This is a genomic window from Candidatus Omnitrophota bacterium (assembly GCA_028717245.1).
Lineage (GTDB): Bacteria > Omnitrophota > Gorgyraeia > Gygaellales > Profunditerraquicolaceae > JAGUYA01.
In genome coordinates this window covers 1-21,990 of sequence record JAQUOD010000003.1, presented here as the reverse complement: position 1 = coordinate 21,990, position 21,990 = coordinate 1, and the positions used below count along the sequence as shown (strand labels likewise).

Sequence of the window (21,990 nt, the reverse complement as noted above, 5' to 3'; positions counted from 1 at the left end):
GATTTATTATTTTTGCGCCTGCCTTAATAGGCTATTCTGACTCAGATAAGGCCTTACGGCTTTGTAGATGCGCTGGGCGATGAGCTTGTATCCGTCGCAATTAGGATGGATAAAATCGCTCTTTAAGCGCGGGTTGGTAATAATACCGCTTAAGGCGCCGGGGATAAAGATGGCGCCTTTTTCTTTGCATATCTTAGAAAACCCTTTGCGGTACTCGGCAAGAAAAGGCCCGGTGCTGATATCTACTACTGCTACCATAGCGCCTACTGCCTGGATTTTTTCTACCATTTCCCTGACGTTAACTATGGTGGTTTCCTGAGGTATCTTCCTTAAGAAGTCATTCCCTCCGAATTCAATAATCGCTACCAGCGGTTGCCGGGTTAACACGTCGGAATTCAAGCGCTTTAAAGCCTCAACAGAGGTATCTCCGTCTATACCCATATTCAATACCGGGATTACGGTTAACTTAGCCATTGCCGTAGGATAATCTTCTCCGCTTTGCGCGCCGTATCCAAAGGTAATGCTGTCTCCGAAACAAATGATATTTACGCCTTGAGAATCTATGTTCTTGATTTCTTTCTTGGCGCAGGCGCATAAGGCTATAATGCAATAACCCAATAACCCAATAACCAGAATTTTATTTCTGAGCATGTCTTAATCTTAATTGCCCACAAGATGCCTCGATATCTTCTCCGCGCTCCCGGCGTAAGGTAACCTGTAAACCGCCTTTTACCAGATAATCCCGGAAAAAACGGATTTCTCCCTCTGCGGGAGGAGTAACCTTTAATTCCCGTATCGGGTTAGCCGGGATCAGATTAACCTTTACTAACCCTAAACCCTTTAATATTTTAATTAAATTCCGGGCGTTCTGCAAGCCAGAATTTATGCCCTGCATTAAAATATACTCAAAGGTGATTTGGCGGTTAGTCTTCTGGATATAGCCGCGGCAGGCGGTAATGAGTTCTTTAAGGGGGTATTTCTTATTTATAGGCATAACTTCTGACCGCGTTTTATCGTCCGCAGCGTGCAGGGAAACAGATAATTCTACCTGCAGCCCCTCCTGAGCTAATCTTTTAATGCCTGGGATGATGCCGCAGGTAGAGATAGTAATCCGGCGTGCGCCTATACCCAAGGCATCTGGGGAATTTATAATGCGGATAGCCTTAATCACGTTTTCATAATTATCTAGGGGTTCACCCGTGCCCATAAATACCAGGTGAGTGAGTTTTTTATATCGGGAATGATTTTTCAGGTATAAGGCCTCTTCCAGCATCTGGCCGCAGGATAGGTTCTTTTGAAAACCCCCCAGACCGCTGGCGCAAAAACGGCAGGCGAACCTGCAGCCGGCCTGCGTAGAAAGGCAGCCGGTCATTCTGTTCTTCTCGGGTATGGCTACTGCCTCGATAAAATTTTTATCCTTCAGCGCAAAAAGAAATTTTTCCGTCCCGTCTTTCGATTCTAATTTTTTAGTTAACTTTAAGCCAAAAAGATAAAAATTATCCTGCAGCTTTTTTCTTAAATCTGCGGGCAAATCGCTCATCCGGCTAAAATCCGCAGCTCCCTTTTTATATATCCAGGAAAAAATCTGCCGGGCGTGAAAAGCAGGCTCTTCCCAGTTCTTTAATTTAGCTTCCAGTCCGCTTAAGCTTAGGTCCTTTATATCCCGCATGCTTTTCTTAAAGATTCTTTATCAATCTTACCGAGGCGGTTTTTAGGAAGGGATGTTTTGAATTCAAAATAATGGGGGATTTTAAAGTGTGCCAGATGCTGACGCAGGAAATAACGCAGGTCCTCCTCGCTTAAGGAGCTGCCTGCTTTTAAGACGACAAAGGCCTTGGGGACCTCGCCCCTTAATTTATCCGCTACCCCGATTGCCGCTGCCTCCGCTACCTCGCTATGCTTATGTAAGGCTGCTTCAATTTCCGGTTCAAAAACAATCTCGCCGCCTACCTTAATCATCTCTTTAATCCTGCCTACAATATAAAGGTCTCCTGCATCATCAATCCTGCCTAAATCTCCGGTATGAAACCAGTTATGGCGTATAGCCTGTTTAGTCAACTCCGGTTCCTTATAATAACCGTCGGTAACTGTCCAGCCCTGCACTGCAATCTCGCCGACCTGATTTGCCGGCATTGGTTTATCATTCTCATCCAATATCTTGATTTCTATCCAGGGCGCCGGCTTTCCTACGCTTTCTAACTTCTGCGAGCCGGTGGGAATAACGGTAGTAGGGGCATTGGTTTCCGTCAGGCCCCATCCGTGATAAAAAAGAGTGCGCGGGCAGCGCTGATGAAACCTACGTACGGTATCAATTGAGCTGGGCGCCCCAAAGAGCACTATCCAGCGTAGACTTGATAAATCAAAGGTATCAAATTCTTTTATTTGCAAAATTGCATAATACATGGAAGGGACAAGCCAGAACCAGTTCACCTTGTGCCTTTCGATATTCTTTAAAAACTCTAAAGGGCTGAAGCGTTCCATCAGAACAACACTGACGCCGAAGGCAAGGTTCGCCTGGATAGAGATAATGCCTGCGAGGTGAGACAAGGGAAGAGGGCATATTATCGTGTCACGGTCATAGATATCATTATTTACGAAATATTTTATTGCCATCGGCGGCGCATCCAGCTGTTGATAATTAATCAGCACGCCTTTGGGCTTGCCGGTTGTCCCTGAAGTATAAAAAATAACCGCGTATTCTTTATCATCGATTTGGACTTGAAGGTTAGTGCTTTTGCCTTCCTGTGCTAATTCCTCAAAGGAGAAAAATGGCGGGATCTTCTCGTGGCAAATGATAATTTTTTCTAAGGCAGGGCATTTCTCTTTTAAAACAGAAAAGGAAATGCCGGGTTTACTTTTGGCGATAAGGATTTTTACTCCCGCATGGCACATGCAGGAGATAAGCTCATCCCCTGTCAGCATAAAATCTAAAGGCACGCAAGTAGCGCCGATAGACCAGCTGGCTAAATAGCTGTAAACATATTCCAGCCCGTTAGGCAGGTAGATGGCGATTTTATCGCCTTTTTTTACGCCTAAGTCCGTAAGGCTATTGGCAAATTTAAAAGAAATATCTTTTAATTGGGTAAAACTGATAGATTGGTCTTTGCAGATTATGGCGGGTTTATCTAAAAATTTTTCTGCCTGTTTTTCTAAAAGTCGGGCTACCTGCATAGTTAAAAAAATAATGCCAAAAACCTAAAAGCTATACCAGTAATTTAACAGGGGTTTGGCCTCTTTGGCCTTATCAGTAATAATACTCTTTAACCGCGTATACTCTAAGAAGCCTTCTCTTCCCAGCTCCTTACCAAATCCGCTCTGTTTAAATCCGCCGTAAGGCATTTCATTATGAAACATCCCGTAGGTGTTAATCCAGATAATGCCGGCGTTGATTTTACCGGATAAATCTTTGGCTCGTGCCTCATCCTTAGTCCAAATTGAACCTGCCAAACCAAAATCGCTGTTATTGGCTAAAGCCACTGCTTCCTCTAAAGTAGAAAATTTATCTACGCACGCAACCGGCCCAAAGACTTCTTCCTGAAAAATAGACATTGCGGGCTTTACTCCGGTTAATGCCGTAGCGGGAAAGAAAAAGCCCTTCTTCAGGCGCGGCTCATCGGAAATTTCTCCGCCACAGAGGACTTGCGCGCCTTCTGACTTGGCCTTACGGATAAAATCCAGGACTTTTTTCCGCTGGTTTTCGGAAATCAAAGGCCCCATCTGGGTTTCGTAATCCAGGCTATCGCCTAATTTAATCCGTTTTGCCTTGGCCACAAAGTCAGCGATAAATTTATCATAAATATCATCTTCAACGAAGATACGCGACATGGCGGTGCACATCTGGCCCTGATTCAAAAATATGGAACATAAAGAACCGTTTACTGCTGATTCTAAATCCGCGTCTTTTAAAACTATACTGGCGGACTTACCGCCTAACTCCATGATTAACTTCTTTACCTGCTTTGCGCAGTATCCGAGGATTTGTCTGCCGACGGCATTACTGCCGGTAAAAGAAACCATATCTACGCACTTATCCGCGCAGAGCGCCTCGCCTAATTTGTCGCCTGCGCCATGAATAATATTCACTACTCCTTTAGGTAACCCCGCATCCTGGATAATTTTCGCTAATTCTAATGCTGTTAAAGGCGTTAAACTGGAAGGTTTTAAAATTACGGCATTACCTGCGGCTAAAGCAACGGCTAACTTCCAGGAAGCAATCAATAAAGGATAATTCCAGGGCACAATTAATACTACAACGCCTTGCGGCTCGCGTAAAAGTTTACCTTGCGCATCTTGCGCTATCTCCCGCGGTTCATCTTTTAAATATCCTTCTAAATTATGCGCGAAATGTTCGAAGGTTTTAGCGCTTGATGGTATATCCATAAAAGTCGATTCTTTTATGGGCTTACCTGTATTCAAAGATTCTAACCTGGCTAAATCTCCAGCCTTATCCAAAATGCCTTTGGATATTTTTAGAAGAAATTCTTTGCGCTCTTTAAGAGAGAACTTTGGCCATGGCCCTGTATCAAAAGCTGTACGCGCGCTATTGATTGCCGAATCTACATCCTTCTCATTAGCAACGCTAACGCTAGCTATAACCTCTCCCGTAGAAGGATTGATTATCTTCCGTTGCTCCCGAGAATCAATAAATTCGCCGTTAATGAATAAAGAATATGGATGTGTCATATTAATTTAGTTTAAAGTGGGTGGCTGGGGCGTTTTCGAAGCGCGTGATGCGCGAGAAAATGCCCCAGACAGGACCCACTTTACTTTATTTTAACCTGTTTAAACAATTCAAATAAACGGCTAAAAGGCACGTACCAGCGCGAAAGTTTTCCTAAGTCTCCCCTTAACTTCATTTTGCCCTGCGTAGTCGCCACAAACGGGTCAAGCTTACCCAGAAATATCATTTCCCAGGCGTCTTTAGGCGCTGAGATGATAAAAGGCGCCTCGGCATCATAATCTAACCGGATGATTTTCCCTTTTTCAAAATTAAATTTATAAACTGAACCCTCGCCGTCGAGCTTAATCGCTAATTGTAGAGACAGGTCCATCTCCCTGCCTTTATTGGCGATAAATTCATCCTTATTCACCAAATCTACGATCGCCTGGATGTGTTCTTTAGAAAACATCTCATAGGCCTTATCGCTGGATAAGACCCCTTTCAGCTCTTTATCCAAATCATCGAGGATTTCTTTCTTAAATAATCTGGCAACCGCGCAGGTCCTTACTGCTTCTTCCAGAGTTTCAATTAAATAGAGCGCGTCTTTAAAATTATCCGCTGCTGCCACAACCCCGTGATTTTTTAAGACTACTAAATTATTCTCCTTCAGGGCTTCAATGACTAATTCCGGCCGGGTGACTGCCGGGGCATCCTGAATGACAACAGGGATATTGCCTAAATAAAGTTTGGTCTCAAAGGTAAGGGCCTTGATATCAGAATAAACCGCAAAATAGGCATTCACCATTACCGGATGACAGTGGATAATTGCCTGATGCGGGAAGTTCTTATAGATTAAGCTATGCAGGGGGAATTCCGTGGTTACAGGCTTAGACTTTAATTCGCTTTCGTTTGTCAGGTCCACCTTGAGTATATCTTTTTCTTTTAAATCCCCTAAGGCGGTTTGCGTAGCGGTGATCAGTATATCCTTATCATTTAACCTGACACTTAAATTCCCCGAACGGCCTGCCGCAAGACGCAAGGCATTCAACCTTTTGCCAATCTCGATTATCTCCTTCTTTAGTTTTCTCTCTCTAGCGATAATCATCTGTTCATATCCAGGTAGATATGTTTAGTAATTAATTCGTTGGGAGTAACGTCAAAGGCAGGATAATAGCCCTTTACACCTTTGGGCGCTAACCTAACGCCTTGGTATTCTAACATCTCCTTGTCCGGGCGAATTTCAATTTTAATCTCTTTGCCGCTTTTTACGCGTGAAGGCGGCGGGCATAAAACATAAAAAGGAATCTTGAAATAACGCGCTAAAACAGCTATCTGATAAGTGCCGATTTTGTTAGCAATGTCTCCGTTTTGCGCCAGGTGATCTGCGCCCACGATGACTTTATTGACCTTGCCTTGTGACATAACATAAGCAGCCATACTATCGGTAATTAAAGTAACTGCTAAGCCTGCCTGCTTTAATTCCCAGGCAGTTAACCGCGCCCCCTGTAAATAAGGGCGCGTTTCAGTAACAAAGAAACTGACCCGCTTATTTTGCCTACGGCAGAAATCTCCTATCAAAGGCATCAGGCCGCTGACATTGCAATGGGTAAGGATTACGTCTTTATTTTTAATCAATCCGCTCGCCTGCCTTGCCTGCTCTATCCTCTTGTTTTTAAGCACCTCCAAAAACCCGAAAATATTCCTTTTTAAAGGCTCGCCGCGACTCGCCCAATCTAAGACCATATCAGTTAACATCTTAAAAGATAGCGTCGGCCGGGTAGAATTAAGGGCTTGAGCCACTTTTTTTAAGTCAGTCCTCCGCTTTTCTTCAAGCAGGAATGTATACATGACTAGAAGCACCTGGCCTACTGCCCGCGTCTTCATATTTTTTATGGCGCTACAGGCCTGCTGATAATTCCTAACCTTTAGATAAGTCAATTTACCAGGCAAGGCAGTTTCATCAAGGATATAAATAGTATTACCCTTTAATCTTACCGGCCAAAATAAGGGAGAATAGCGCATTTATTTTCCTTCTAATCTTTTTACTGTTTCTAAAGCAATCTCAATAAGCTTACTTTCTGCCATGTAATAAAGCGGGTTCATAAACCCCATTTCTCCGGTAATGACATTATCGCTTACCGCAAGAATAGAGCCTGCTTTGATATTATAAACCTGGGCGATAGTCAAAAGGCTTGAAGAAACCATATCTACTGCAATGGCGCCTTCTTTGCGCTTGGCCTCGACTATCTCTTTTGTTTCGCGTAAAAGCGCATCCGTAGTCCAGGTTGTGCCCCGATGGATATTTATGCCCATATCCTTGGCCACAGCGTATAAAGTATCGCTGATTTTCTTATCGGCAACGGTTTGAAAATCCTTATCTACATAATAAGGGGTAACCCCGTCTGTGCGGATTACTTTATCCGCCACAACCAAATCTCCGACCTTGATATTTTCATCTAATGCCCCGCAGGTGCCGATACGCAGAATATTTTCTATCTTGGCATTACACATCACTTCCGTAGTTATGGCCGTATCAGTGGAAAATCTTCCGCCGTTAATCGCGGTAACTTTAATCCCCTGATAAGTTCCGGTATACATAGTATATTCCATAAAAGAGAAATTTCGCACCGGATTCTCTAATTTTTTTATGAGAAAATCCAGCCTGTCTTTTGGCCCGGGCACAATCGCGTATTTGCCCACATCCTGGGGCCGTAGCTGCACCATCTCGGTCAAATCCCGTCCGGTCAAATGAATTTCTTTTTGCATCTGCATGATTTCTTCTCCTCTAATTATCTATATTATTACACTTTTAGCGGGTCCTGTTTTGGTTTGTTTTCGCCGCACCGCTTGTTATTTTAGTGTTTCGCTTCCGCGTGCTGAAAATCTTTGCCGTGCACTGCGGTTTACGTCTCGCTTTCGCTCGCGACTTACGCTGGTAAGATTAGGTTACTCGGCTGCAGCTCGACGTAACCCCTTGTGCACTCTTGCCAAAGATTTTCTAATGCACGCTCCAGCAAAACACTAAAATTTATGCTCGTTCGGAAACGGTATTGAGTTTTATACTACCTATCACTTTGTATTGGTTAATCCCGAATTAATCTCTGTATTTGTATCATTTAATGTATATTTCTCGACCTTACCTTCTTTATCTACAAGAATCGTCAACATTTGCTGACGCATATCCATACCGCCGCCAAATATATTTACTATCGGGATAAAATTTGATGCACGATTCTTAACCTTTGTATATTGGTAGAGCATTATAGTCTTACCATTAGAATCGAGAGTTTTCATATATGGCGTGCCAAGCAAAGATACAACTTCTTGTCCAGTAGTCACGCCCTCTTTAATCTGGCTAACTTTATCTTGCTCAATTTTATTACCAACGCTAGCACAACCTAGAAGAATAGACACGCTGATTATAAATGGCAAAAATATAACTGTCTTCTTTCGCATTTATTCTCCGCCTTTCCTATTTGCTATATATTGCTTCAGCGGGTGACGCGGGGGATGCCTCGAGGAAAATTTGACGAGAGGCGCCCCCGCGGCAGGACCCGCAAAACTTTTAATTTCAGCACGCGAGCAAAGCCCGCAGCGAAATATATTAAAGAGCGAATATCTTCTCTAAATTACCACCTAAGATGTCTGCTTTATCCTGCGCGGATATGTCTAGATTCTTTACGGCATTGATGCCGGCGGAAATATCTTTTTTTGCCGGCCAGTCGCTGCCCCAGAGGATATGTTTGGGGCCCAATAATTCAAGCGCGGAAAAAAAGTTAGTCTTTTTGATATCACCGCTGGTATCCACATAAATATTCTTTAACAAATCCGTGGGTTTACCTTTTAGGTCTTTGACAAAATTTATACCCCTGAGCATCGAGTAAGTAGCGTCAAAACGGTGCTCTAAATGGGTAATCACTCCTCCAAAATAGGCAAAGATAAATTTAAGGTTGGGGTAATCCCGCAGGATATCCGCCATCAGGAGCTTACCGATGCAAATCGTAGTATCAAATACATATTCAACAACCGGCGTAAGCAGAGGATCATTTACGCGTTCAAATCCGATGGGGTTAACTATCTGCGAGTGCACAAATATCGGGATTTTAGACTCCTCGGCTAGCTTATATATAGGTAAGAACCTCTTATCATCAAGATAAACGCCGTTGTAACTGCTGGCTAAAGAAATAGCTTTAAATCCCAACTCTTGCGTTGCCCGCTTTAATTCATCGAGCATCTTTTGAGAATCCCCTACCGGTAAAACTGCTGCGCCGATAAACCTCTCTGGATAGCGCTTAAGTATTTTGGCAATAGCGTCATTATAAATACGGCTGACATTACCCAATTTTAAATGCGCATCCGAAGTAGGATAAGTCAGGACTGCTTTAGCAATGCCCGCCTCATCCATTATTTTAATTTGCGCCTCAATATCGCCCCAAACCTTAGAAAAAAAATGGGCGTTCTTAATAATTTCTTCCGGTAACCAATGCGAATGGCTGTCTATAATCATTTCTGTTCTGTGCTCTTTAAAATCCTCTGCGTCATCTCTTTCTCATAGAGGGTTTTTATCTCTTTAAGGGCCCTCTGCCCCAACTCATGAATGATGGCTTTCTCAATTGCTTTTAGTTTTAAAGCCAGGAATAAGTAATTCGGGCTCAATTTCTTATTTTTATATTTTAAGCTTAAGCCGTCCTTTTCTTTATTTTCAATATACTGTTTAAACTCGGCGATAAAATTCTTACCCGCATTTTCTTTTTCCAGCTCTTTAAGGATGAACCGGTCAATTTCTAATTGCGTAAATTTGCGCTCAATCTTATCTTGCGCCTCTTTCGCGGCCTTATATAACCAGATCAGGTATCTCTTCTTGAGATTCAGGGTATCGTGTCTATCCATTTATTTTTTAGGGTGTTTCTGCGTGAAAGGTATTACCGGTTTTGTCCAAGGCGTCTGCTGGTTAATCACGGCAATCTCTAAAGGGCAGACGTTTACCGGGACAGTCAAAGCAAACTTAACGGCGTTTTCAATTGCCTCAGTAGTCATCAGCCGGGAATTATCCATAGTTACCTCATCCAGCTTGCCTGTCAGGTCAGTATCCGTAACCCCAGGCAGTATAGAGGTAATTTTAATGCCATGGTCGCGCATCTCCCAGAATAGGCCCTTGGAAAAAGCGCGTAACCCCACTTTAAGCGAACTATAGACCAGAAAGTTCCTCGGCAGAGGATCGCAAAGCGTAGAACCTGAGACCATATTGATAATTGAGCCGGATTTACGCTCAATCATCTCGTTTATCACCAGACGGATGAGGCGCACATAGCCCAAATAATTAGTATGCGCTAAGCGTTCCAAGTCTTCCATTGGCTGTTTCTCAAAGGGATATTGGCTGGAGACCCCGGCATTATTGATTAAAATATCGATTTTGCCGAATTTCTCTTTTGTTTTTTTCACCAGATTTTCTAAATCGCTTAAACTGGTGACATCTGTAGGTACGGCTAAAACCTCTACCTTATATTCCTTGACGATTTCATCCGCGGTTTCTTTTAAAGGGCCTTCGCCGCGGGCGGCAATAGCTAAATTTATGCCTAAACCCGCGCAGGTCTTAGCAATAGCCTTGCCTATACCTCTGCTGGCACCTGTGATTATCGCAGACTTTCCTTTTAAGTCATTGTTCATTTTTTTCTCCCTATTTTTTGGCTGCCCTTTCAATAACTTCTTTAAATATTTTTAGGTTATCCTTGGAATGCTTATTGATAAAACCCTCTACCTGCTCGTCGTTAAACTTGGCTTTATCATCCATTTCAAAATGCTGAATCCAGGTCAATTCAATTCCTTCGGGTTTTGGCGTATACAGCCAGATAATCTTCATATATTTAAAGGGGAATTTAGGTTCTTCTCTTTCGGCGTAAGCCAAATATTTATCTTTAAATAATAGACGCCAGGACTGCCAGGATTTATCTTCATCATCCGTGAGCTTAAAGGTAATTTTATTGCCCTCTTTTTTCACAATTTCTGCTTTTTTGTATTCTGTACCGAATAATTCTGTCCAACGCGGGATATCGTTAGAGATATCAAAAATTAACTCATAAGGCGCATTAATAATAATCGAATTACAGGTATGGCCCATATCTCTCCTCCTTATCGTTCTTTTCCAAAAAGGCTTAAAATGATAGCTAAGTCTTCCCTGGCGCTTAAAGAATGCGGGGCGTTCTTGGGCATAAAAATAAATACGCCCGGTTTCATTTTAATCTTCTTACCGCTTAAAACAAAAGTGCCTCTACCTTTTAATACCGTAACCGCGGCCTCCCGGGTTGAGGTGTGCTCGGAAATATCGCTGCCCTTTGCCAGGCACATCAGGGTATAGTTGGAAATATCTGTCTTTACCAGCACCTTGCTGAAAATCCCCTCTTTAGGGAATTCCATCATTTTTTCTAAATCTTTTATAACCGATTTGGCCATCCCATCCCTCTTATTAGGGACAGTCCCCTTCGGGGACAGTCCCTACAATACTAGTCTAATATCGCAACAACACGAGACCAGGCAGCGCCGGTCTGTTTTATGCGTATGGGAAAACAGATAATTTTAAATCCATAATCAGGAAGCTTGCCCAGATTGCTCAATCTTTCTATATGGATGAACTCTCTTTTTCTGCCGTGAAAATGCGCCGGATAAAATTTCCTAGGGTCTTTTGTCTTTAAGAATTCACTGAGCATAAACTTATAGGGCCGGTCAATACCCATAGTATCCACACCGAAAATTTTTATTCCCCTATCCAGAAGATAGTCTATGGCGGAGATATCCACTCCGGGATAATCGCTGAAATATTTCGGCGTGCCGTAAAATTTATCCGCTCCGGTGAATAAAAGCACAATATCCAAAGGCCTTAGAGAGTAATTTATTTTCCTCAATCCGGACTCTATATCTAGAGCCCTGATGACCTCATCGGGTTTCTTATGGGTGAGGTCTATTTTAACTGCGTCGCTGTAGCAGTATTCAAGGGGAATATCTTCAGCAGTCTTACTAGGGCGGCCTTCTGTCTTGGAGCCGTAATGGAAGGAATAATCCAGGTGAGTGCCGACGTGCACCGGGGCGTGCACAATTTCAAGAGAAAGAAATTCTTCATCGGGTAGTTCTTCTTTCTTAACGATACGTATACCCAAAGCGTATTTAACCCTGCCTAAGAGGGTCTTGCCCATAATCACCCGGTTGAATTTCGCAACGCCTGCCTTATGGCTTACGCGCTCGATATCCACGCGGTGCACCTCAAAGGCCTTCTCATCAATGGGTAAACTCAAGTCAACTATTTTCATCGCACGATATTATTTACTAATCTTGGATTGAATAATTTTTTCGATATCGTTGATAGTGGAAAACTTGCCTATTTCGTTGGAGCTTAATTTTGTGTTAAAGACCTTATCCAAAGCGATGAGCGCCTCCACCATCTCCGTAGAATCAACGCCTATACTGTCATAAAGCTTCACATCGTCTTTCAATTCTTCGGGCTTTACTTTCAGCAACTTAACCAGGATATCTTTTATTTGCGCTTTTATATCCATTATTTTCCTCCCTTTATTACAAATGCAACTATAATTAGCCTTAAAATGAACCTGGCGGTTTTCGAGCGAACGTTAGAATTTAGCGGGTGACGCGGGAGATGCCTCGAGCCAAATTTGGCGAGAGGCGCTCACGCGGCAGGACCCGCTACCTCGTAAGCGAGAGAATCGACAGATTCATTACACGTGGACTTCGCCTTTAGTCGCGCCTGCCTCCCACTTGCCTACCCCCGCCATCACATCCTGAAAGCATAGCTTGGCGAGTATATCAAAATTACTCTCCATAATCCGGTTAATACGGCCGGGCTTGGAATAAAATTCGCGCATACACCATGCGCCCAAACGGCCTAAATCCTCGACGGAGAGATGATCCGTAGGTATTACCGGATGCAGAAAATCCCACTGGCTGAAATCCACTTTCTTCGGGTCAATCCAATTTTTTTTCAGGGCAATCCTCCACATGGGAGAATTCGGCGCAGGGGTAACATAGCCAATCCATAAGACATCCGGGTCAACCTGGTCAGCAAATTCAAAGCGCTGCTTGATAATTTGCTCCGTATCGTAATCAAACCCGATCATGATATCTGCGACGATAGCGATATCATTCTTGCGTAAAATCTCGATAGTCTTCTTGATCTGGTCAATGGTAGTGCCTTTAGCAATCCGCTTTAATTCTTCGGGCGTGGTAACCTCGATACCAAATACGCCCATAAATAAACCCGTTTCCTTCATCAGGGGCAAAATCGATTCGCAGTTTACCCAATCAACGGCCCGGCCTAAGGAGACCCATTTAATAGGGATATTCTTCTGTTTCTTTAGCTCGCAAAATCTTTTGACTCTGGCAGGGTCCACATTAAAATTATCATCCTGAATAACCACGACTTTTACCCCGTATTGCTTGTGTAATACTTCTAACTCTTCAATAACCCGTTCGGGTGATTTTGCGCGCCACTTCAGGAAATCCGAGGGTGAACGCGGGTCAAACTGATCCCACTCATAACAAAAGGTACATGCCGAAGGGCAACCCCGCGAAGTAATCATATCCACAAACGGCTTCCAATGGGTATGGCCGACATATTTATCCATAGGAAACAGATCATAGGCCGGAAGCGGCAGTTTATCCAAATCAGTCATCAGTGATTTATGCGGGCCCATGACAATTTTTCCGTCGATACGCGAGGTAACGCCGCCAATATCTTTGAAATCTTTCTTCTTATCTATGGCCTCGATTAAATCCGCGAATGATTCCTCCTCACCCATGACCACGAAATCTACGGCAGGATTTTCTTCTAAGGTCTCAACCGGCCTGGCTGAATACCATAAGCCGCCGAAGATTATTTTTATCTTAGGTAACGCCTCTTTAATTTTTGCGGCGGCTTCCTTAAAATGCCGCAAGACCCCGTAGCCGCCATAGCCGTGGATTTGCTCGCCGATAACTACGATATCCGGATTTCTGGCTTTGGCTTGTGTTATGAGCTCACCCATGGGTGTCTCGCATGCCCTGCCGTCAATAACTGCCACGTCCTTATATCCTCGCTCCCGTATATATGCTGCCCAGTGCGCATAGAGCTGATTGGGCGAACGGTGTATTCCGTGCGTAGCCCAGGAACCTACTTTGGGCATCACAAATAAAATCTTCATAACGACCTCCTGGTTTATTCTTTTTCTACTACTAATACCGAATTTATCCCGCCCCTACCGCGGGAAATTATCAGGGCCTTATTTATTTTATGTTCCTTGGCTTCTTTCATAATATAATTTAATCCCGGATGGACCGGATCATCTAAATTTACCGTCGGAGGAACTAAATTATTTTCCATCGACAAAATCGTAATAATCAAATCTACCGCTCCTGATGCGCCCAATAGATTGCCAAACATTGATTTTGGGCAGCTAACAGGGATATCTTTTAATTTTGCGCCAAAAACGCTCTTTAGCGCCTCTATTTCTGAATTATCCCAGATATTTACCGCCAGGCCGTCTAAACTTATATAGTCAATTCCATTTTCTGTTATTCCCGCATCGGATAAAGCCATACTGATCGCCCTTGCTAATTGCCGGCCTTTCGGGTCAGGGGTAATCCTGTTGTATCCGTCACAGCTTGTTCCGTAACCCGAAATATAAGCCGCAATATTTGCACCCCGCGCCTTAGCCCTTTCTTTAGGTTCCATCACTACAATACCTGCGCCCTCGCCGATAACAAAACCAGTGCGCTTTTTGTCAAACGGCCTATACGCACTTTCGGGGTAGGCATTATCCGTAGATAATCCGCCGTAGGTATTGCAGCACAATAAAGCATAGGGCGTAACCGGCGCTTCCATGCCACCGGCTAAAATCATATTCAGTTTGCCTTTGGCTAAAGTTTTACGCGCATAGCCAATGGCTTCAATTGAACTTGCCCTGTCTGCTACTACGGTCTTACTGAAACCCTTTATGCCATAATAAATAGAAACCTGCCCCTGGGGTGCCGCGGGAAACCAGGCCGAGGCCATGTAGGGCGAGACTCCCTCGCGGCCTTCAATATATAAATCGCGTAGTTCCGTTTCGGCATAAAGCCATCCGCCGATGGCATTGCCTAAAAATATACCCACCAAGTTAGGGTCTTCTTTTTTAATATCTATCCCGGCATCCTGTAGAGCCATCTCTGAGGCAATCAGCGCCATATGCGAAAAGGCGTCTATCTTTTTTAAGAGCCGCTCTGAAACGTGGCTGTATTTTTCTAAATCATCAATCTGCCCGGCAATGTGCGAGGGGTATTTGGAAGCATCAAAACGGGTAATCTCTTTGATAAAAGGCCTTGCGGACTTGATATTCGCCCAGAACTGCCGACGGCCGATACCTGGAGGGGCAACTATACCTAAACCCGTAACCGCAACTTTATCCATTATAACCTTTAGAAACGTTTAAGCACCAATGACGAATGTATGCCGGAAAATCCGCTTGAGGTTTTAAGAATCATATTGACCTTTTTAGCGCGCGCTACATTAGGGATATAATCCAAATCGCATAAGGGGTCTTTTTCTTCCTGATTTATGGTCGGAGGAAGGATATTCTTCTGGAAAATCATAGAACAGACTACCAGCTCAACCGCATTGGCGGCTGCCAAAGGATGCCCGATCATAGACTTTAAGGAACTCGCCGGCAGCTTATAGGCATAATCGCCAAAGACTATTTTATAGGCAGAGGTTTCAAATATATCATTCATACGCGTGGACGAACCGTGCGCATTTATATAATCTATCTCCTCTGGCTTTACGCCGGAATCCTTAAGTGCCAGAATAATGCAATTTACCATGGCTGCGCCTTCTGAAGGCAGGTCAGTCATATGGAAGGCATTACAACTGGTGCCAAAGCCAAGGATCTCTGCGTAAATATGCGCATTGCGCTTTAAGGCATGGTTTAATTCTTCTAAGATTAATATGCCCGCTCCTTCTGAGAGGACAAACCCGTCGCGTTTATTATCAAAAGGCCGGCTGGCCGCCTGCGGGTTATCGTTGTGCACGGATAAGACGTTGATTACGTCAAAGGCTCCGAAAGTAACCGGGGTAATCGGCGCCTCGGCTGCCCCCGAAAACACAATATCCTGTTCGCCGTCCTGGACTGTCTCTAAGGCAAATCCCAATGAATCCGTCCCTGCGGTGCATCCCGTGGAAAGCGTATTGCAAATTCCTTTAAGCCCGTATCTGGCGGATATTTCAATAGAAGGGGTATTAAACATAGCCGCGTCATACAAATCCGGCCTTACTTTTGCCGGGTCAATGGGATTTTTCCCATCGTCGGTAACTAAGGCGAACTCCTCTTCCATATATTTTGTCCCACAGATAGCATTAGCAAGACAGACGCCGATACGCTCGGGATCTTCTTTAGATAAATCCAACCCGCTATCTTTCAAAGCCATATCCGCACAGACTACGCCAAACTGCACGTATCTGTCCATGCGCATTGCCTCTTCATGCGTCAGGCCTAACTTAAAGGGGTCAAAATCCCGCACTTCCGCGGCAATACGGGTATTGAATAAAGAAACGTCAAAACTATCCACCCGCCTGACTGCTGACTTCCCTGAAGACATCGCCTGCCAGACGTTATCCTTGCCGATGCCGTTAGGCGAAACTACGCCAACGCCTGTAATAACTACTCGCCGCTTTTGCATTTTTATTTCTTTTTCTCCTCTTTAACCCGCGTTACTTTAAAAATAATATTACCTCCGTCAGGGCAGGTAACCGTATCTACGGAATCGGGATTCTTCATAAAGAAAAAATCAGCGCCGAAATTAAGGGCAAAAAGCGCGGGGAACGCCGTATGAAACGCCGCGCCGCAAAAACCGGGAATACACTTAAGGCCGGTGGTTTCCCATTTATCGCCTACTTTATAACCAAAGGTGCATTTGCCTTTGGCCTTAACTACCTCAATAACCATTTTTTTAGGATTAGGGCCTTGGAAGTTGGGGTCTTTAGGAATTGTTTCGACTTTCCCCTGTTTATCCAGAATCTCTGCCTTAAATTCTAATTTTCCTCCGTCAGGGCAAGTAACCAGTAAGGAACGCTGGTTATCGCGAAAAGGAAACCTTGCCCCGAAACTTAAGGCATAGATAACCGGAAAAAGCGCATGCGCCAGGCCCAGACAAAATAATTCCGGAGGATGGGTAAAGTCTTCCAGGATTAATTCATCGCCGATTTTATATCCGTGATAACACTCGCCAAAGACTCCTGTTACCGTAAGTTTTAATCCGGGAAAGGGAGAATTAATCTTGGGCATTTTAACCGGCCATTCCTTTCATCCTGCGCAGCAGTTCTTCCTTAGTAAAAAACCTCCCTGCCTTCTCTACCTCATGCACCATTTCCACTAATTTCCTGTTTAAGGGCGCATCTAGCTTATTATCTTCAGCCAGGCGCACAAATTCACCGTTGATATAATCTATTTCCGAGGCCCTGTTTCTTTTTATGCTCTGCAATATCGAACCGTAAAGAGGTTCCTGGCTTAAGTTAGTCATGATGCCGGAAAATATTCCGGCTGCCTCCTCAAGAGGCAACGAGGCCAGTTTAGTCAGGCGCTCTAACGGAAAATCCGGCAAGGATACCAGCTTTATCCCTGAACAAGCAATAATCTCCAGGCCCTCTTTCCATATGCCAATGCTGATGCGGCTGACAGCGATATCCGAAAAAGCCTCCTGCATACTCTTACCTAATATCGCGGGGATGCAGTTATTGGCATTGACAAAAATTTTCAGATATTTCATCCCTTGCAAATCCTGCGTTATAATGGCGGGGAAAATCTTATTTAAAACTTCGCTTATCTTCAGTAAAGTTTCATCATTCTGGGAGAATATCCTGCCTATGATCCAATTGCCTTCAAAATTATGCACTACCTTAGCCGGCTCTAAATAAGTTGCCCCGAACATGACGATACTGGAGATGATATTTTCCTTGGGGATATATTGAGAAACAATGTTCTCTGCCTGGACGCCATTTTGCGTAGTCAATACCACCGCATCTTTAATAAATCCCATGTTCTCTTTTACTGCCGGGCCGAGATCCTGGGTTTTAGTCGTCAGGATTACCAACTCGGGCTTTGAATTTAATTTATCGGATACATCAACCTTGATATTAAAATCCCCTCTTACTCCGGAGATCCGTAGCCCCTTTTCTCTTATTGCCTTAACTGAATCGGCATAGCCTATCAGAAATACATCCAAACCCTTTAATTTCAAATAACCCGCCACAAGATTACCTATGGCGCCTGCGCCAATTACTGCAATTTTCATTCTTTATGATAAGTATTTCTAGGGAAGCCGTATTTTTTATAATCAAACCCCGTCTGTTCTAAGAGCCTGACCATCATACTGTAAAAAGGAGAGGGCACGTCGGTAAAAAAGGCGCCCACCACATCCTCTTCCTGGACTTGCGCAGATTTTCTTAAAGCCGCCAGCTCCTGCGCCCTTTTGGTCACTGCCTCTTCGGTGATGCGGCGATGAAAAAGGGGTATCCTGGAGATCATCAGGCCGAATTTTTCTTTAGTCTGCGGCTCCCAGTTCATCAAAAGCGCCCTTTCTTAAATATAGTAAAATTTTACTATTTAAATTATAGTATAATTATATAAAAAACCTCTTCTCTGTCAAGGATTTTTTAGCTATTTTAAAGCAATGGGGTAAATTACGGCGAGAACGGGCCTTTTATTTAGTGTCCTAAAATGTCTTTATTAAACTGGCGAGGAATTTTGACTCGGTTTCTACCATCTGGAGATTGTGTTCTAATATGCGAGCCGAAGGGGCAGACCCTTTCTTTTTTAAAACGCTGACCATCTGTTTTAAGCTCCTGGAGAGCCTGCGTAAGACCCGCGTGCGCGCGCGTAATCCGTTTTTTACTATGTCCGGTTTCATATAATTCAAAAAATAGAGGCTTAAGTCCAGGCTGAATTGCGGCCGTTTAAAATTAAGCAGGCTGCGGTTAAGCAATTCCTTAAACCTGGCTTCGCCTTGCGGGGTCAAGGTATAGACTAACCGTTGCGGGTGCCTGCCGGGCCTGGTTATCCGCTTGGTCACCAGCTTTTTTTTCTCCAATATCCGTAAAGGATAATATATGGATTTTAAATTTACGCCCGCGAATAAAGAAAAAATCTCTTTGATTTTCTTCTTTATTTCATAGCCGTGCTTGGGGCTCTCTTTTAATAGGCCCAGAAGTATTAATTCCTGCTCAATCATCCTTTTATGCCCATCTGCCTGAACTTTTTGTATCTCAGCTTGAGTAACTCTTCTTTTTTTAACGCACCCAATTCCTGCAGGTTTCTTTTTATCAGGTCTTTTAAGGTTTGGCCCATCTTTTCCGGGTCGGTATGCGCGCCGCCTAAAGGTTCAGGGACTGCTTCATCAATAATACCCATCTTTAACAAATCCTGCGCGGTTAATTTTAAGACCTGCGCTGCCTCAGGCGCCTTGGAGCCGTTCTTCCATAATATGGCCGCGCAACCTTCGGGTGAAATAACGGAATAGTAGGCATTCTCTAAAACACAGACCCTGTCCGCGATCCCAATACCCAAAGCACCCCCGGAACCGCCTTCGCCGATGACTATGGCTATTATAGGCGTGGCGATACTGACCATCTCTCTTAAGTTAAGCGCTATGGCCTGAGCCTGCCCGCGTTCTTCCGCCCCCACGCCGGGATAAGCGCCGGGGGTATCGATAAATACCACTATTGGCAGATTGAACGTATCTGCTAACTGCATAATCCTAAGGGCCTTGCGGTAGCCTTCAGGATGCGCGCAACCGAAGTTACGCCTTAAATTCTCTTTGGTGTCCCGGCCTTTTTGTTGGCCAATGACTACAATTTTCTGCCCATTAAATTTTGCAAAGCCCGTAACCATAGCTAAGTCATCCGAAAAACTGCGGTCACCGTGTAATTCGATGAATTCGGACATCAGCATATTAATGTAATCCAAAGTATAGGGCCTCTGCGGATGGCGGGCAAGTTGCACCCTCTGCCAGGGGGTTAAATTATCATAGGTTTCTCTCTTTAACCGCTCCAACTTTTCTTCCAGGCGCTTTACCTCAGAGCTAAGGTCAATTTTTTTCTCCGAGACAAAACCCCTCAATTCCTGGATCTTTTTCTCTAAGGCGACAATAGGTTTTTCGAAATCAAGTCCGCTCATTTTCTCTTATAGGAGGTTAGTCTACGATAGTTACTTCTGTACCGACGGGGATGAGGGTATATAATTCTTCAACATCGGAATTAGCCATGCGTACGCACCCCTGGGTAACTTGTTTGCCCAGGTTTTGCGGTTCGGTCGTGCCGTGTATCCCGTAGCCGGACAAATCAAAACCTAACCAGCGCGAACCAAGGATATTCTCGGGGCTCTCTGAAGGAATTACTGCGCCTGTTTTAAACCAGGTGGGGTTGGCAAGTTTATTGATAATCTTAAAAGTGCCTATGGGGGTTGAGTTATTTTTACCCGTTGAAACGATATAGGTCTTAACGACTTCTTCGTCGGTCTTTAAGATGAGTATATTCTGGGATTTATCCACAACTATACTGAAGGGAGACACCCATACCTTTATTTTTTCACCCGGAGCGATTCTGTCTCCGGATATGCCGTTGCTTTTCTTGATCAAATCAGTAGTTGTCTTAAACTCTCTGGCAATCTTGGTTAAGGTATCCCCGGGCTTTATTTCATAAAGTACGCTCTTGGGGGTCAGGACTGATGAGAATAATAATTTTATATTTATTTCTTCGATTTTCTTCTGCCAATTTACGACTTGGCGCGAATTAGGAAAATCATTAATCATTTGCTGGTATATAGATTTCGCAGCGAAAAGATCGCCTTTATCCAAGAGTGCCGCAGCCTGAGTAGACATGCCGGAGGCAGAAGTAAACCTGCCTGCCTTTATCTGCCAGTGGCGATTAATCTTCTTTATTACTAAGGTAAAAATAACCGCGGCTATTAAAACTGTGATGATGCCTAAAACTATTCTCCTGTTCACGAAACCTCCCTTTTAGTGCAAAAAGAAAGCTACTGCTATACCTAATAAAGCCCCCACCAAGACTTCAACAGGGGTGTGCCCTACCAGTTCGCGTAGCCTGCCCTCAGTAATCCTGCCCTGCCAATAAATATCATCCATCACTTTATTTAAGATACGCGCCTGCCTGCCGGTTGAGCGACGTACACCCTGCGCATCAAACATAACCACAATGGCAAAAGACGCGGCCAAGGCAAAATAAGCGCTATTAAAACCATATTCTAACCCGAGGCTGGCAGCTAAACAGGTAGCGCCCGCGGCATGGCTAGAGGGCATGCCCCCTGTGCCGATCAGCCAACGGAAATCAAATTTTCTCTGACGGATAACGCCGATAGCTACCTTTATGGCCTGCGCGATTATCCAGGCAGCAAGGGTAATGACAAAAACTTTATTCGCGATTATCTGGACGAATATTTCTCTCATTATTATTTACTTGTAAAAACAGAAGTTACTTCTATTTTAACCTTAGCCGGATGAGTCAATTTACCGTCTTTTATCAGAAAACCCCGGTTTCCCTCTACGATTTTATCCGCCGCCTGCTGCGGATTTTTTCGGGCATAGATTTTATTCTTATTTTTCATCAATGCGCCGATTATCCTCTTAAGTTCTGAAACAGAGCTCAATTTTGTTTTAAGGGAATCGTTTTCCCGGGAAACCTGCGCTACCTGGCTATGCAGTTTACTCCTTTGTTTTATCAAGGCAGAGTTCTCGGCCTTTAAAAGGTTAAATTTAGAACTTAAATCTTCGGTTTGCCTTTGCGCCTGCGCGCGCTGTGCAAATAGTTTAGTTAATCTCTTTTTACCGGCCCTTAAATACCCTTTAAGCGCCAAAACTTCGGCAGCGGCTTGCCCCTCTGAAGTATTTTTTTTATTAAGCGCCTGCGTCAGGTTTTCTTTATCTTTTTCTAAAAACGCTATCTGTATCCCTGCCTGGTTCAGGGCATGCGTTAAATTATGCCTTTCCCTGGCGGATGATACGTACTTAAAAATGCTAAATATGGCTATTCCCGCTAAAAGCAGGATTAAACTATTCTTGAGCATCTCTTTATTCATAGAATTATATTAATTCAGGTAAGCAAAAAACAACTACTCCGGGCTAGAAATGCTGTTATAGATTAGCATAAAATTTCTAACGGGGCAAGGTTTTTTCTTAACTTTGTTATTGCAAGGCAAAAATGTCCTGTTTCTAGCAAAGCAAGAATGTCCGGTTTTCATGTTATTGTTAATAGTAGTTCTTTTTCTTTTGGGACGGACTTTTCTTTTTGTTCATACTGTGAATAT

At 43.9% G+C, this 21,990-nt stretch carries 26 protein-coding genes; all 26 read right to left on the bottom strand.

Translation table 11 applies throughout. From position 1 onward, the window contains the following. Nucleotides 1–6: 6 nt before the first annotated feature. Nucleotides 7–651 (bottom strand): GDSL-type esterase/lipase family protein, encoded by a 645-nt coding sequence (locus tag PHV44_02465; GenBank protein ID MDD5592148.1) that lies wholly within the window; start codon nucleotides 649–651, stop codon nucleotides 7–9. Then, the gene (gene rlmN / locus PHV44_02460) at nucleotides 638–1,669 is read right to left on the bottom strand and encodes a 23S rRNA (adenine(2503)-C(2))-methyltransferase RlmN (protein ID MDD5592147.1); all 1,032 of its coding nucleotides are present in this window, start codon (nucleotides 1,667–1,669) and stop codon (nucleotides 638–640) included. The genes PHV44_02465 and rlmN overlap by 14 nt, the downstream gene beginning before the upstream one ends. Then, on the bottom strand, nucleotides 1,657–3,171 hold the full coding sequence (locus PHV44_02455) for an AMP-binding protein (protein MDD5592146.1): 1,515 nt from the start codon (nucleotides 3,169–3,171) through the stop codon (nucleotides 1,657–1,659). Before PHV44_02455 ends, rlmN begins: the two co-directional genes overlap by 13 nt. Nucleotides 3,172–3,195: 24 nt before the next feature. Beyond that, nucleotides 3,196–4,683: an aldehyde dehydrogenase family protein gene (locus tag PHV44_02450; protein MDD5592145.1), complete on the bottom strand. Its 1,488-nt coding sequence runs from the start codon at nucleotides 4,681–4,683 to the stop codon at nucleotides 3,196–3,198. An 80-nt stretch (nucleotides 4,684–4,763) separates the two neighbouring features. Beyond that, nucleotides 4,764–5,765 (bottom strand): class II aldolase/adducin family protein, encoded by a 1,002-nt coding sequence (locus PHV44_02445; GenBank protein ID MDD5592144.1) that lies wholly within the window; start codon nucleotides 5,763–5,765, stop codon nucleotides 4,764–4,766. Continuing rightward, the gene (locus tag PHV44_02440; protein ID MDD5592143.1) at nucleotides 5,762–6,682 is read right to left on the bottom strand and encodes an S-methyl-5-thioribose-1-phosphate isomerase; all 921 of its coding nucleotides are present in this window, start codon (nucleotides 6,680–6,682) and stop codon (nucleotides 5,762–5,764) included. The genes PHV44_02445 and PHV44_02440 overlap by 4 nt, the downstream gene beginning before the upstream one ends. Beyond that, nucleotides 6,683–7,426: a hypothetical protein gene (locus PHV44_02435; protein ID MDD5592142.1), complete on the bottom strand. Its 744-nt coding sequence runs from the start codon at nucleotides 7,424–7,426 to the stop codon at nucleotides 6,683–6,685. It abuts the gene before it with no gap. Between the two features lie 303 nt (nucleotides 7,427–7,729). Further along, a complete protein-coding gene (gene bamE / locus PHV44_02430; GenBank protein ID MDD5592141.1) occupies nucleotides 7,730–8,116 on the bottom strand; it encodes an outer membrane protein assembly factor BamE in 387 nt (128 codons plus the stop codon). Nucleotides 8,117–8,264: 148 nt separating this feature from the next. Further along, nucleotides 8,265–9,167 (bottom strand): amidohydrolase family protein, encoded by a 903-nt coding sequence (locus tag PHV44_02425; GenBank protein MDD5592140.1) that lies wholly within the window; start codon nucleotides 9,165–9,167, stop codon nucleotides 8,265–8,267. Further along, a complete protein-coding gene (locus PHV44_02420) occupies nucleotides 9,164–9,550 on the bottom strand; it encodes a hypothetical protein (GenBank protein ID MDD5592139.1) in 387 nt (128 codons plus the stop codon). The genes PHV44_02425 and PHV44_02420 overlap by 4 nt, the downstream gene beginning before the upstream one ends. After that, a complete protein-coding gene (locus PHV44_02415; GenBank protein MDD5592138.1) occupies nucleotides 9,551–10,327 on the bottom strand; it encodes an SDR family oxidoreductase in 777 nt (258 codons plus the stop codon). Nucleotides 10,328–10,337: 10 nt separating this feature from the next. Beyond that, nucleotides 10,338–10,778 (bottom strand): SRPBCC family protein, encoded by a 441-nt coding sequence (locus tag PHV44_02410; protein ID MDD5592137.1) that lies wholly within the window; start codon nucleotides 10,776–10,778, stop codon nucleotides 10,338–10,340. An 11-nt stretch (nucleotides 10,779–10,789) separates the two neighbouring features. Then, nucleotides 10,790–11,110 (bottom strand): cupin domain-containing protein, encoded by a 321-nt coding sequence (locus tag PHV44_02405; GenBank protein ID MDD5592136.1) that lies wholly within the window; start codon nucleotides 11,108–11,110, stop codon nucleotides 10,790–10,792. Between the two features lie 50 nt (nucleotides 11,111–11,160). After that, complete coding sequence (locus tag PHV44_02400; protein ID MDD5592135.1) at nucleotides 11,161–11,961, bottom strand: cyclase family protein; 801 nt, start codon at nucleotides 11,959–11,961, stop codon at nucleotides 11,161–11,163. A 9-nt stretch (nucleotides 11,962–11,970) separates the two neighbouring features. Continuing rightward, nucleotides 11,971–12,207, bottom strand: coding sequence for an acyl carrier protein (locus tag PHV44_02395; protein MDD5592134.1), 237 nt, complete (start codon nucleotides 12,205–12,207; stop codon nucleotides 11,971–11,973). A gap of 177 nt (nucleotides 12,208–12,384) precedes the next feature. Further along, nucleotides 12,385–13,845 carry a radical SAM protein gene (locus PHV44_02390; protein MDD5592133.1) on the bottom strand — a complete coding sequence of 487 codons (1,461 nt, stop codon included), beginning with the start codon at nucleotides 13,843–13,845 and terminating at the stop codon, nucleotides 12,385–12,387. A gap of 14 nt (nucleotides 13,846–13,859) precedes the next feature. Beyond that, nucleotides 13,860–15,089: a beta-ketoacyl-[acyl-carrier-protein] synthase family protein gene (locus PHV44_02385; GenBank protein MDD5592132.1), complete on the bottom strand. Its 1,230-nt coding sequence runs from the start codon at nucleotides 15,087–15,089 to the stop codon at nucleotides 13,860–13,862. Nucleotides 15,090–15,097: 8 nt separating this feature from the next. After that, entirely contained in the window at nucleotides 15,098–16,354 is a 1,257-nt protein-coding gene (locus PHV44_02380; GenBank protein MDD5592131.1) for a beta-ketoacyl-[acyl-carrier-protein] synthase family protein, read from the bottom strand. Nucleotides 16,355–16,356: 2 nt separating this feature from the next. Next, a complete protein-coding gene (locus PHV44_02375) occupies nucleotides 16,357–16,959 on the bottom strand; it encodes a TIGR04076 family protein (GenBank protein MDD5592130.1) in 603 nt (200 codons plus the stop codon). 1 nt (nucleotide 16,960) lies between these two features. Next, nucleotides 16,961–17,965: a ketopantoate reductase family protein gene (locus PHV44_02370; GenBank protein MDD5592129.1), complete on the bottom strand. Its 1,005-nt coding sequence runs from the start codon at nucleotides 17,963–17,965 to the stop codon at nucleotides 16,961–16,963. After that, nucleotides 17,962–18,237, bottom strand: coding sequence for a hypothetical protein (locus PHV44_02365; GenBank protein ID MDD5592128.1), 276 nt, complete (start codon nucleotides 18,235–18,237; stop codon nucleotides 17,962–17,964). Before PHV44_02365 ends, PHV44_02370 begins: the two co-directional genes overlap by 4 nt. A 148-nt stretch (nucleotides 18,238–18,385) precedes the next feature. Continuing rightward, nucleotides 18,386–18,901 carry a PadR family transcriptional regulator gene (locus PHV44_02360; protein ID MDD5592127.1) on the bottom strand — a complete coding sequence of 172 codons (516 nt, stop codon included), beginning with the start codon at nucleotides 18,899–18,901 and terminating at the stop codon, nucleotides 18,386–18,388. Next, nucleotides 18,898–19,845, bottom strand: a complete 948-nt coding sequence (locus PHV44_02355; GenBank protein ID MDD5592126.1) for an acetyl-CoA carboxylase carboxyltransferase subunit alpha — start codon at nucleotides 19,843–19,845, stop codon at nucleotides 18,898–18,900. Before PHV44_02355 ends, PHV44_02360 begins: the two co-directional genes overlap by 4 nt. A gap of 16 nt (nucleotides 19,846–19,861) precedes the next feature. After that, nucleotides 19,862–20,674, bottom strand: coding sequence for a L,D-transpeptidase family protein (locus tag PHV44_02350; GenBank protein MDD5592125.1), 813 nt, complete (start codon nucleotides 20,672–20,674; stop codon nucleotides 19,862–19,864). 12 nt (nucleotides 20,675–20,686) lie between these two features. Beyond that, nucleotides 20,687–21,133 carry a divergent PAP2 family protein gene (locus PHV44_02345; protein MDD5592124.1) on the bottom strand — a complete coding sequence of 149 codons (447 nt, stop codon included), beginning with the start codon at nucleotides 21,131–21,133 and terminating at the stop codon, nucleotides 20,687–20,689. 2 nt (nucleotides 21,134–21,135) lie between these two features. After that, nucleotides 21,136–21,762 carry a hypothetical protein gene (locus PHV44_02340; protein ID MDD5592123.1) on the bottom strand — a complete coding sequence of 209 codons (627 nt, stop codon included), beginning with the start codon at nucleotides 21,760–21,762 and terminating at the stop codon, nucleotides 21,136–21,138. Nucleotides 21,763–21,990: the final 228 nt, after the last annotated feature.

What these genes read in the sequence shown, in the direction of transcription:
- PHV44_02465 (MDD5592148.1), bottom strand. Translation starts at nt 651, where the DNA reads ATGCTCAGAAATAAAATTCTGGTTATTGGGTTATTGGGTTATTGCATT.
- rlmN (MDD5592147.1), bottom strand. Translation starts at nt 1,669, where the DNA reads ATGCGGGATATAAAGGACCTAAGCTTAAGCGGACTGGAAGCTAAATTA.
- PHV44_02455 (MDD5592146.1), bottom strand. Translation starts at nt 3,171, where the DNA reads ATGCAGGTAGCCCGACTTTTAGAAAAACAGGCAGAAAAATTTTTAGAT.
- PHV44_02450 (MDD5592145.1), bottom strand. Translation starts at nt 4,683, where the DNA reads ATGACACATCCATATTCTTTATTCATTAACGGCGAATTTATTGATTCT.
- PHV44_02445 (MDD5592144.1), bottom strand. Translation starts at nt 5,765, where the DNA reads ATGATTATCGCTAGAGAGAGAAAACTAAAGAAGGAGATAATCGAGATT.
- PHV44_02440 (MDD5592143.1), bottom strand. Translation starts at nt 6,682, where the DNA reads ATGCGCTATTCTCCCTTATTTTGGCCGGTAAGATTAAAGGGTAATACT.
- PHV44_02435 (MDD5592142.1), bottom strand. Translation starts at nt 7,426, where the DNA reads ATGCAAAAAGAAATTCATTTGACCGGACGGGATTTGACCGAGATGGTG.
- bamE (MDD5592141.1), bottom strand. Translation starts at nt 8,116, where the DNA reads ATGCGAAAGAAGACAGTTATATTTTTGCCATTTATAATCAGCGTGTCT.
- PHV44_02425 (MDD5592140.1), bottom strand. Translation starts at nt 9,167, where the DNA reads ATGATTATAGACAGCCATTCGCATTGGTTACCGGAAGAAATTATTAAG.
- PHV44_02420 (MDD5592139.1), bottom strand. Translation starts at nt 9,550, where the DNA reads ATGGATAGACACGATACCCTGAATCTCAAGAAGAGATACCTGATCTGG.
- PHV44_02415 (MDD5592138.1), bottom strand. Translation starts at nt 10,327, where the DNA reads ATGAACAATGACTTAAAAGGAAAGTCTGCGATAATCACAGGTGCCAGC.
- PHV44_02410 (MDD5592137.1), bottom strand. Translation starts at nt 10,778, where the DNA reads ATGGGCCATACCTGTAATTCGATTATTATTAATGCGCCTTATGAGTTA.
- PHV44_02405 (MDD5592136.1), bottom strand. Translation starts at nt 11,110, where the DNA reads ATGGCCAAATCGGTTATAAAAGATTTAGAAAAAATGATGGAATTCCCT.
- PHV44_02400 (MDD5592135.1), bottom strand. Translation starts at nt 11,961, where the DNA reads ATGAAAATAGTTGACTTGAGTTTACCCATTGATGAGAAGGCCTTTGAG.
- PHV44_02395 (MDD5592134.1), bottom strand. Translation starts at nt 12,207, where the DNA reads ATGGATATAAAAGCGCAAATAAAAGATATCCTGGTTAAGTTGCTGAAA.
- PHV44_02390 (MDD5592133.1), bottom strand. Translation starts at nt 13,845, where the DNA reads ATGAAGATTTTATTTGTGATGCCCAAAGTAGGTTCCTGGGCTACGCAC.
- PHV44_02385 (MDD5592132.1), bottom strand. Translation starts at nt 15,089, where the DNA reads ATGGATAAAGTTGCGGTTACGGGTTTAGGTATAGTTGCCCCTCCAGGT.
- PHV44_02380 (MDD5592131.1), bottom strand. Translation starts at nt 16,354, where the DNA reads ATGCAAAAGCGGCGAGTAGTTATTACAGGCGTTGGCGTAGTTTCGCCT.
- PHV44_02375 (MDD5592130.1), bottom strand. Translation starts at nt 16,959, where the DNA reads ATGCCCAAGATTAATTCTCCCTTTCCCGGATTAAAACTTACGGTAACA.
- PHV44_02370 (MDD5592129.1), bottom strand. Translation starts at nt 17,965, where the DNA reads ATGAAAATTGCAGTAATTGGCGCAGGCGCCATAGGTAATCTTGTGGCG.
- PHV44_02365 (MDD5592128.1), bottom strand. Translation starts at nt 18,237, where the DNA reads ATGAACTGGGAGCCGCAGACTAAAGAAAAATTCGGCCTGATGATCTCC.
- PHV44_02360 (MDD5592127.1), bottom strand. Translation starts at nt 18,901, where the DNA reads ATGATTGAGCAGGAATTAATACTTCTGGGCCTATTAAAAGAGAGCCCC.
- PHV44_02355 (MDD5592126.1), bottom strand. Translation starts at nt 19,845, where the DNA reads ATGAGCGGACTTGATTTCGAAAAACCTATTGTCGCCTTAGAGAAAAAG.
- PHV44_02345 (MDD5592124.1), bottom strand. Translation starts at nt 21,133, where the DNA reads ATGAGAGAAATATTCGTCCAGATAATCGCGAATAAAGTTTTTGTCATT.
- PHV44_02340 (MDD5592123.1), bottom strand. Translation starts at nt 21,762, where the DNA reads ATGAATAAAGAGATGCTCAAGAATAGTTTAATCCTGCTTTTAGCGGGA.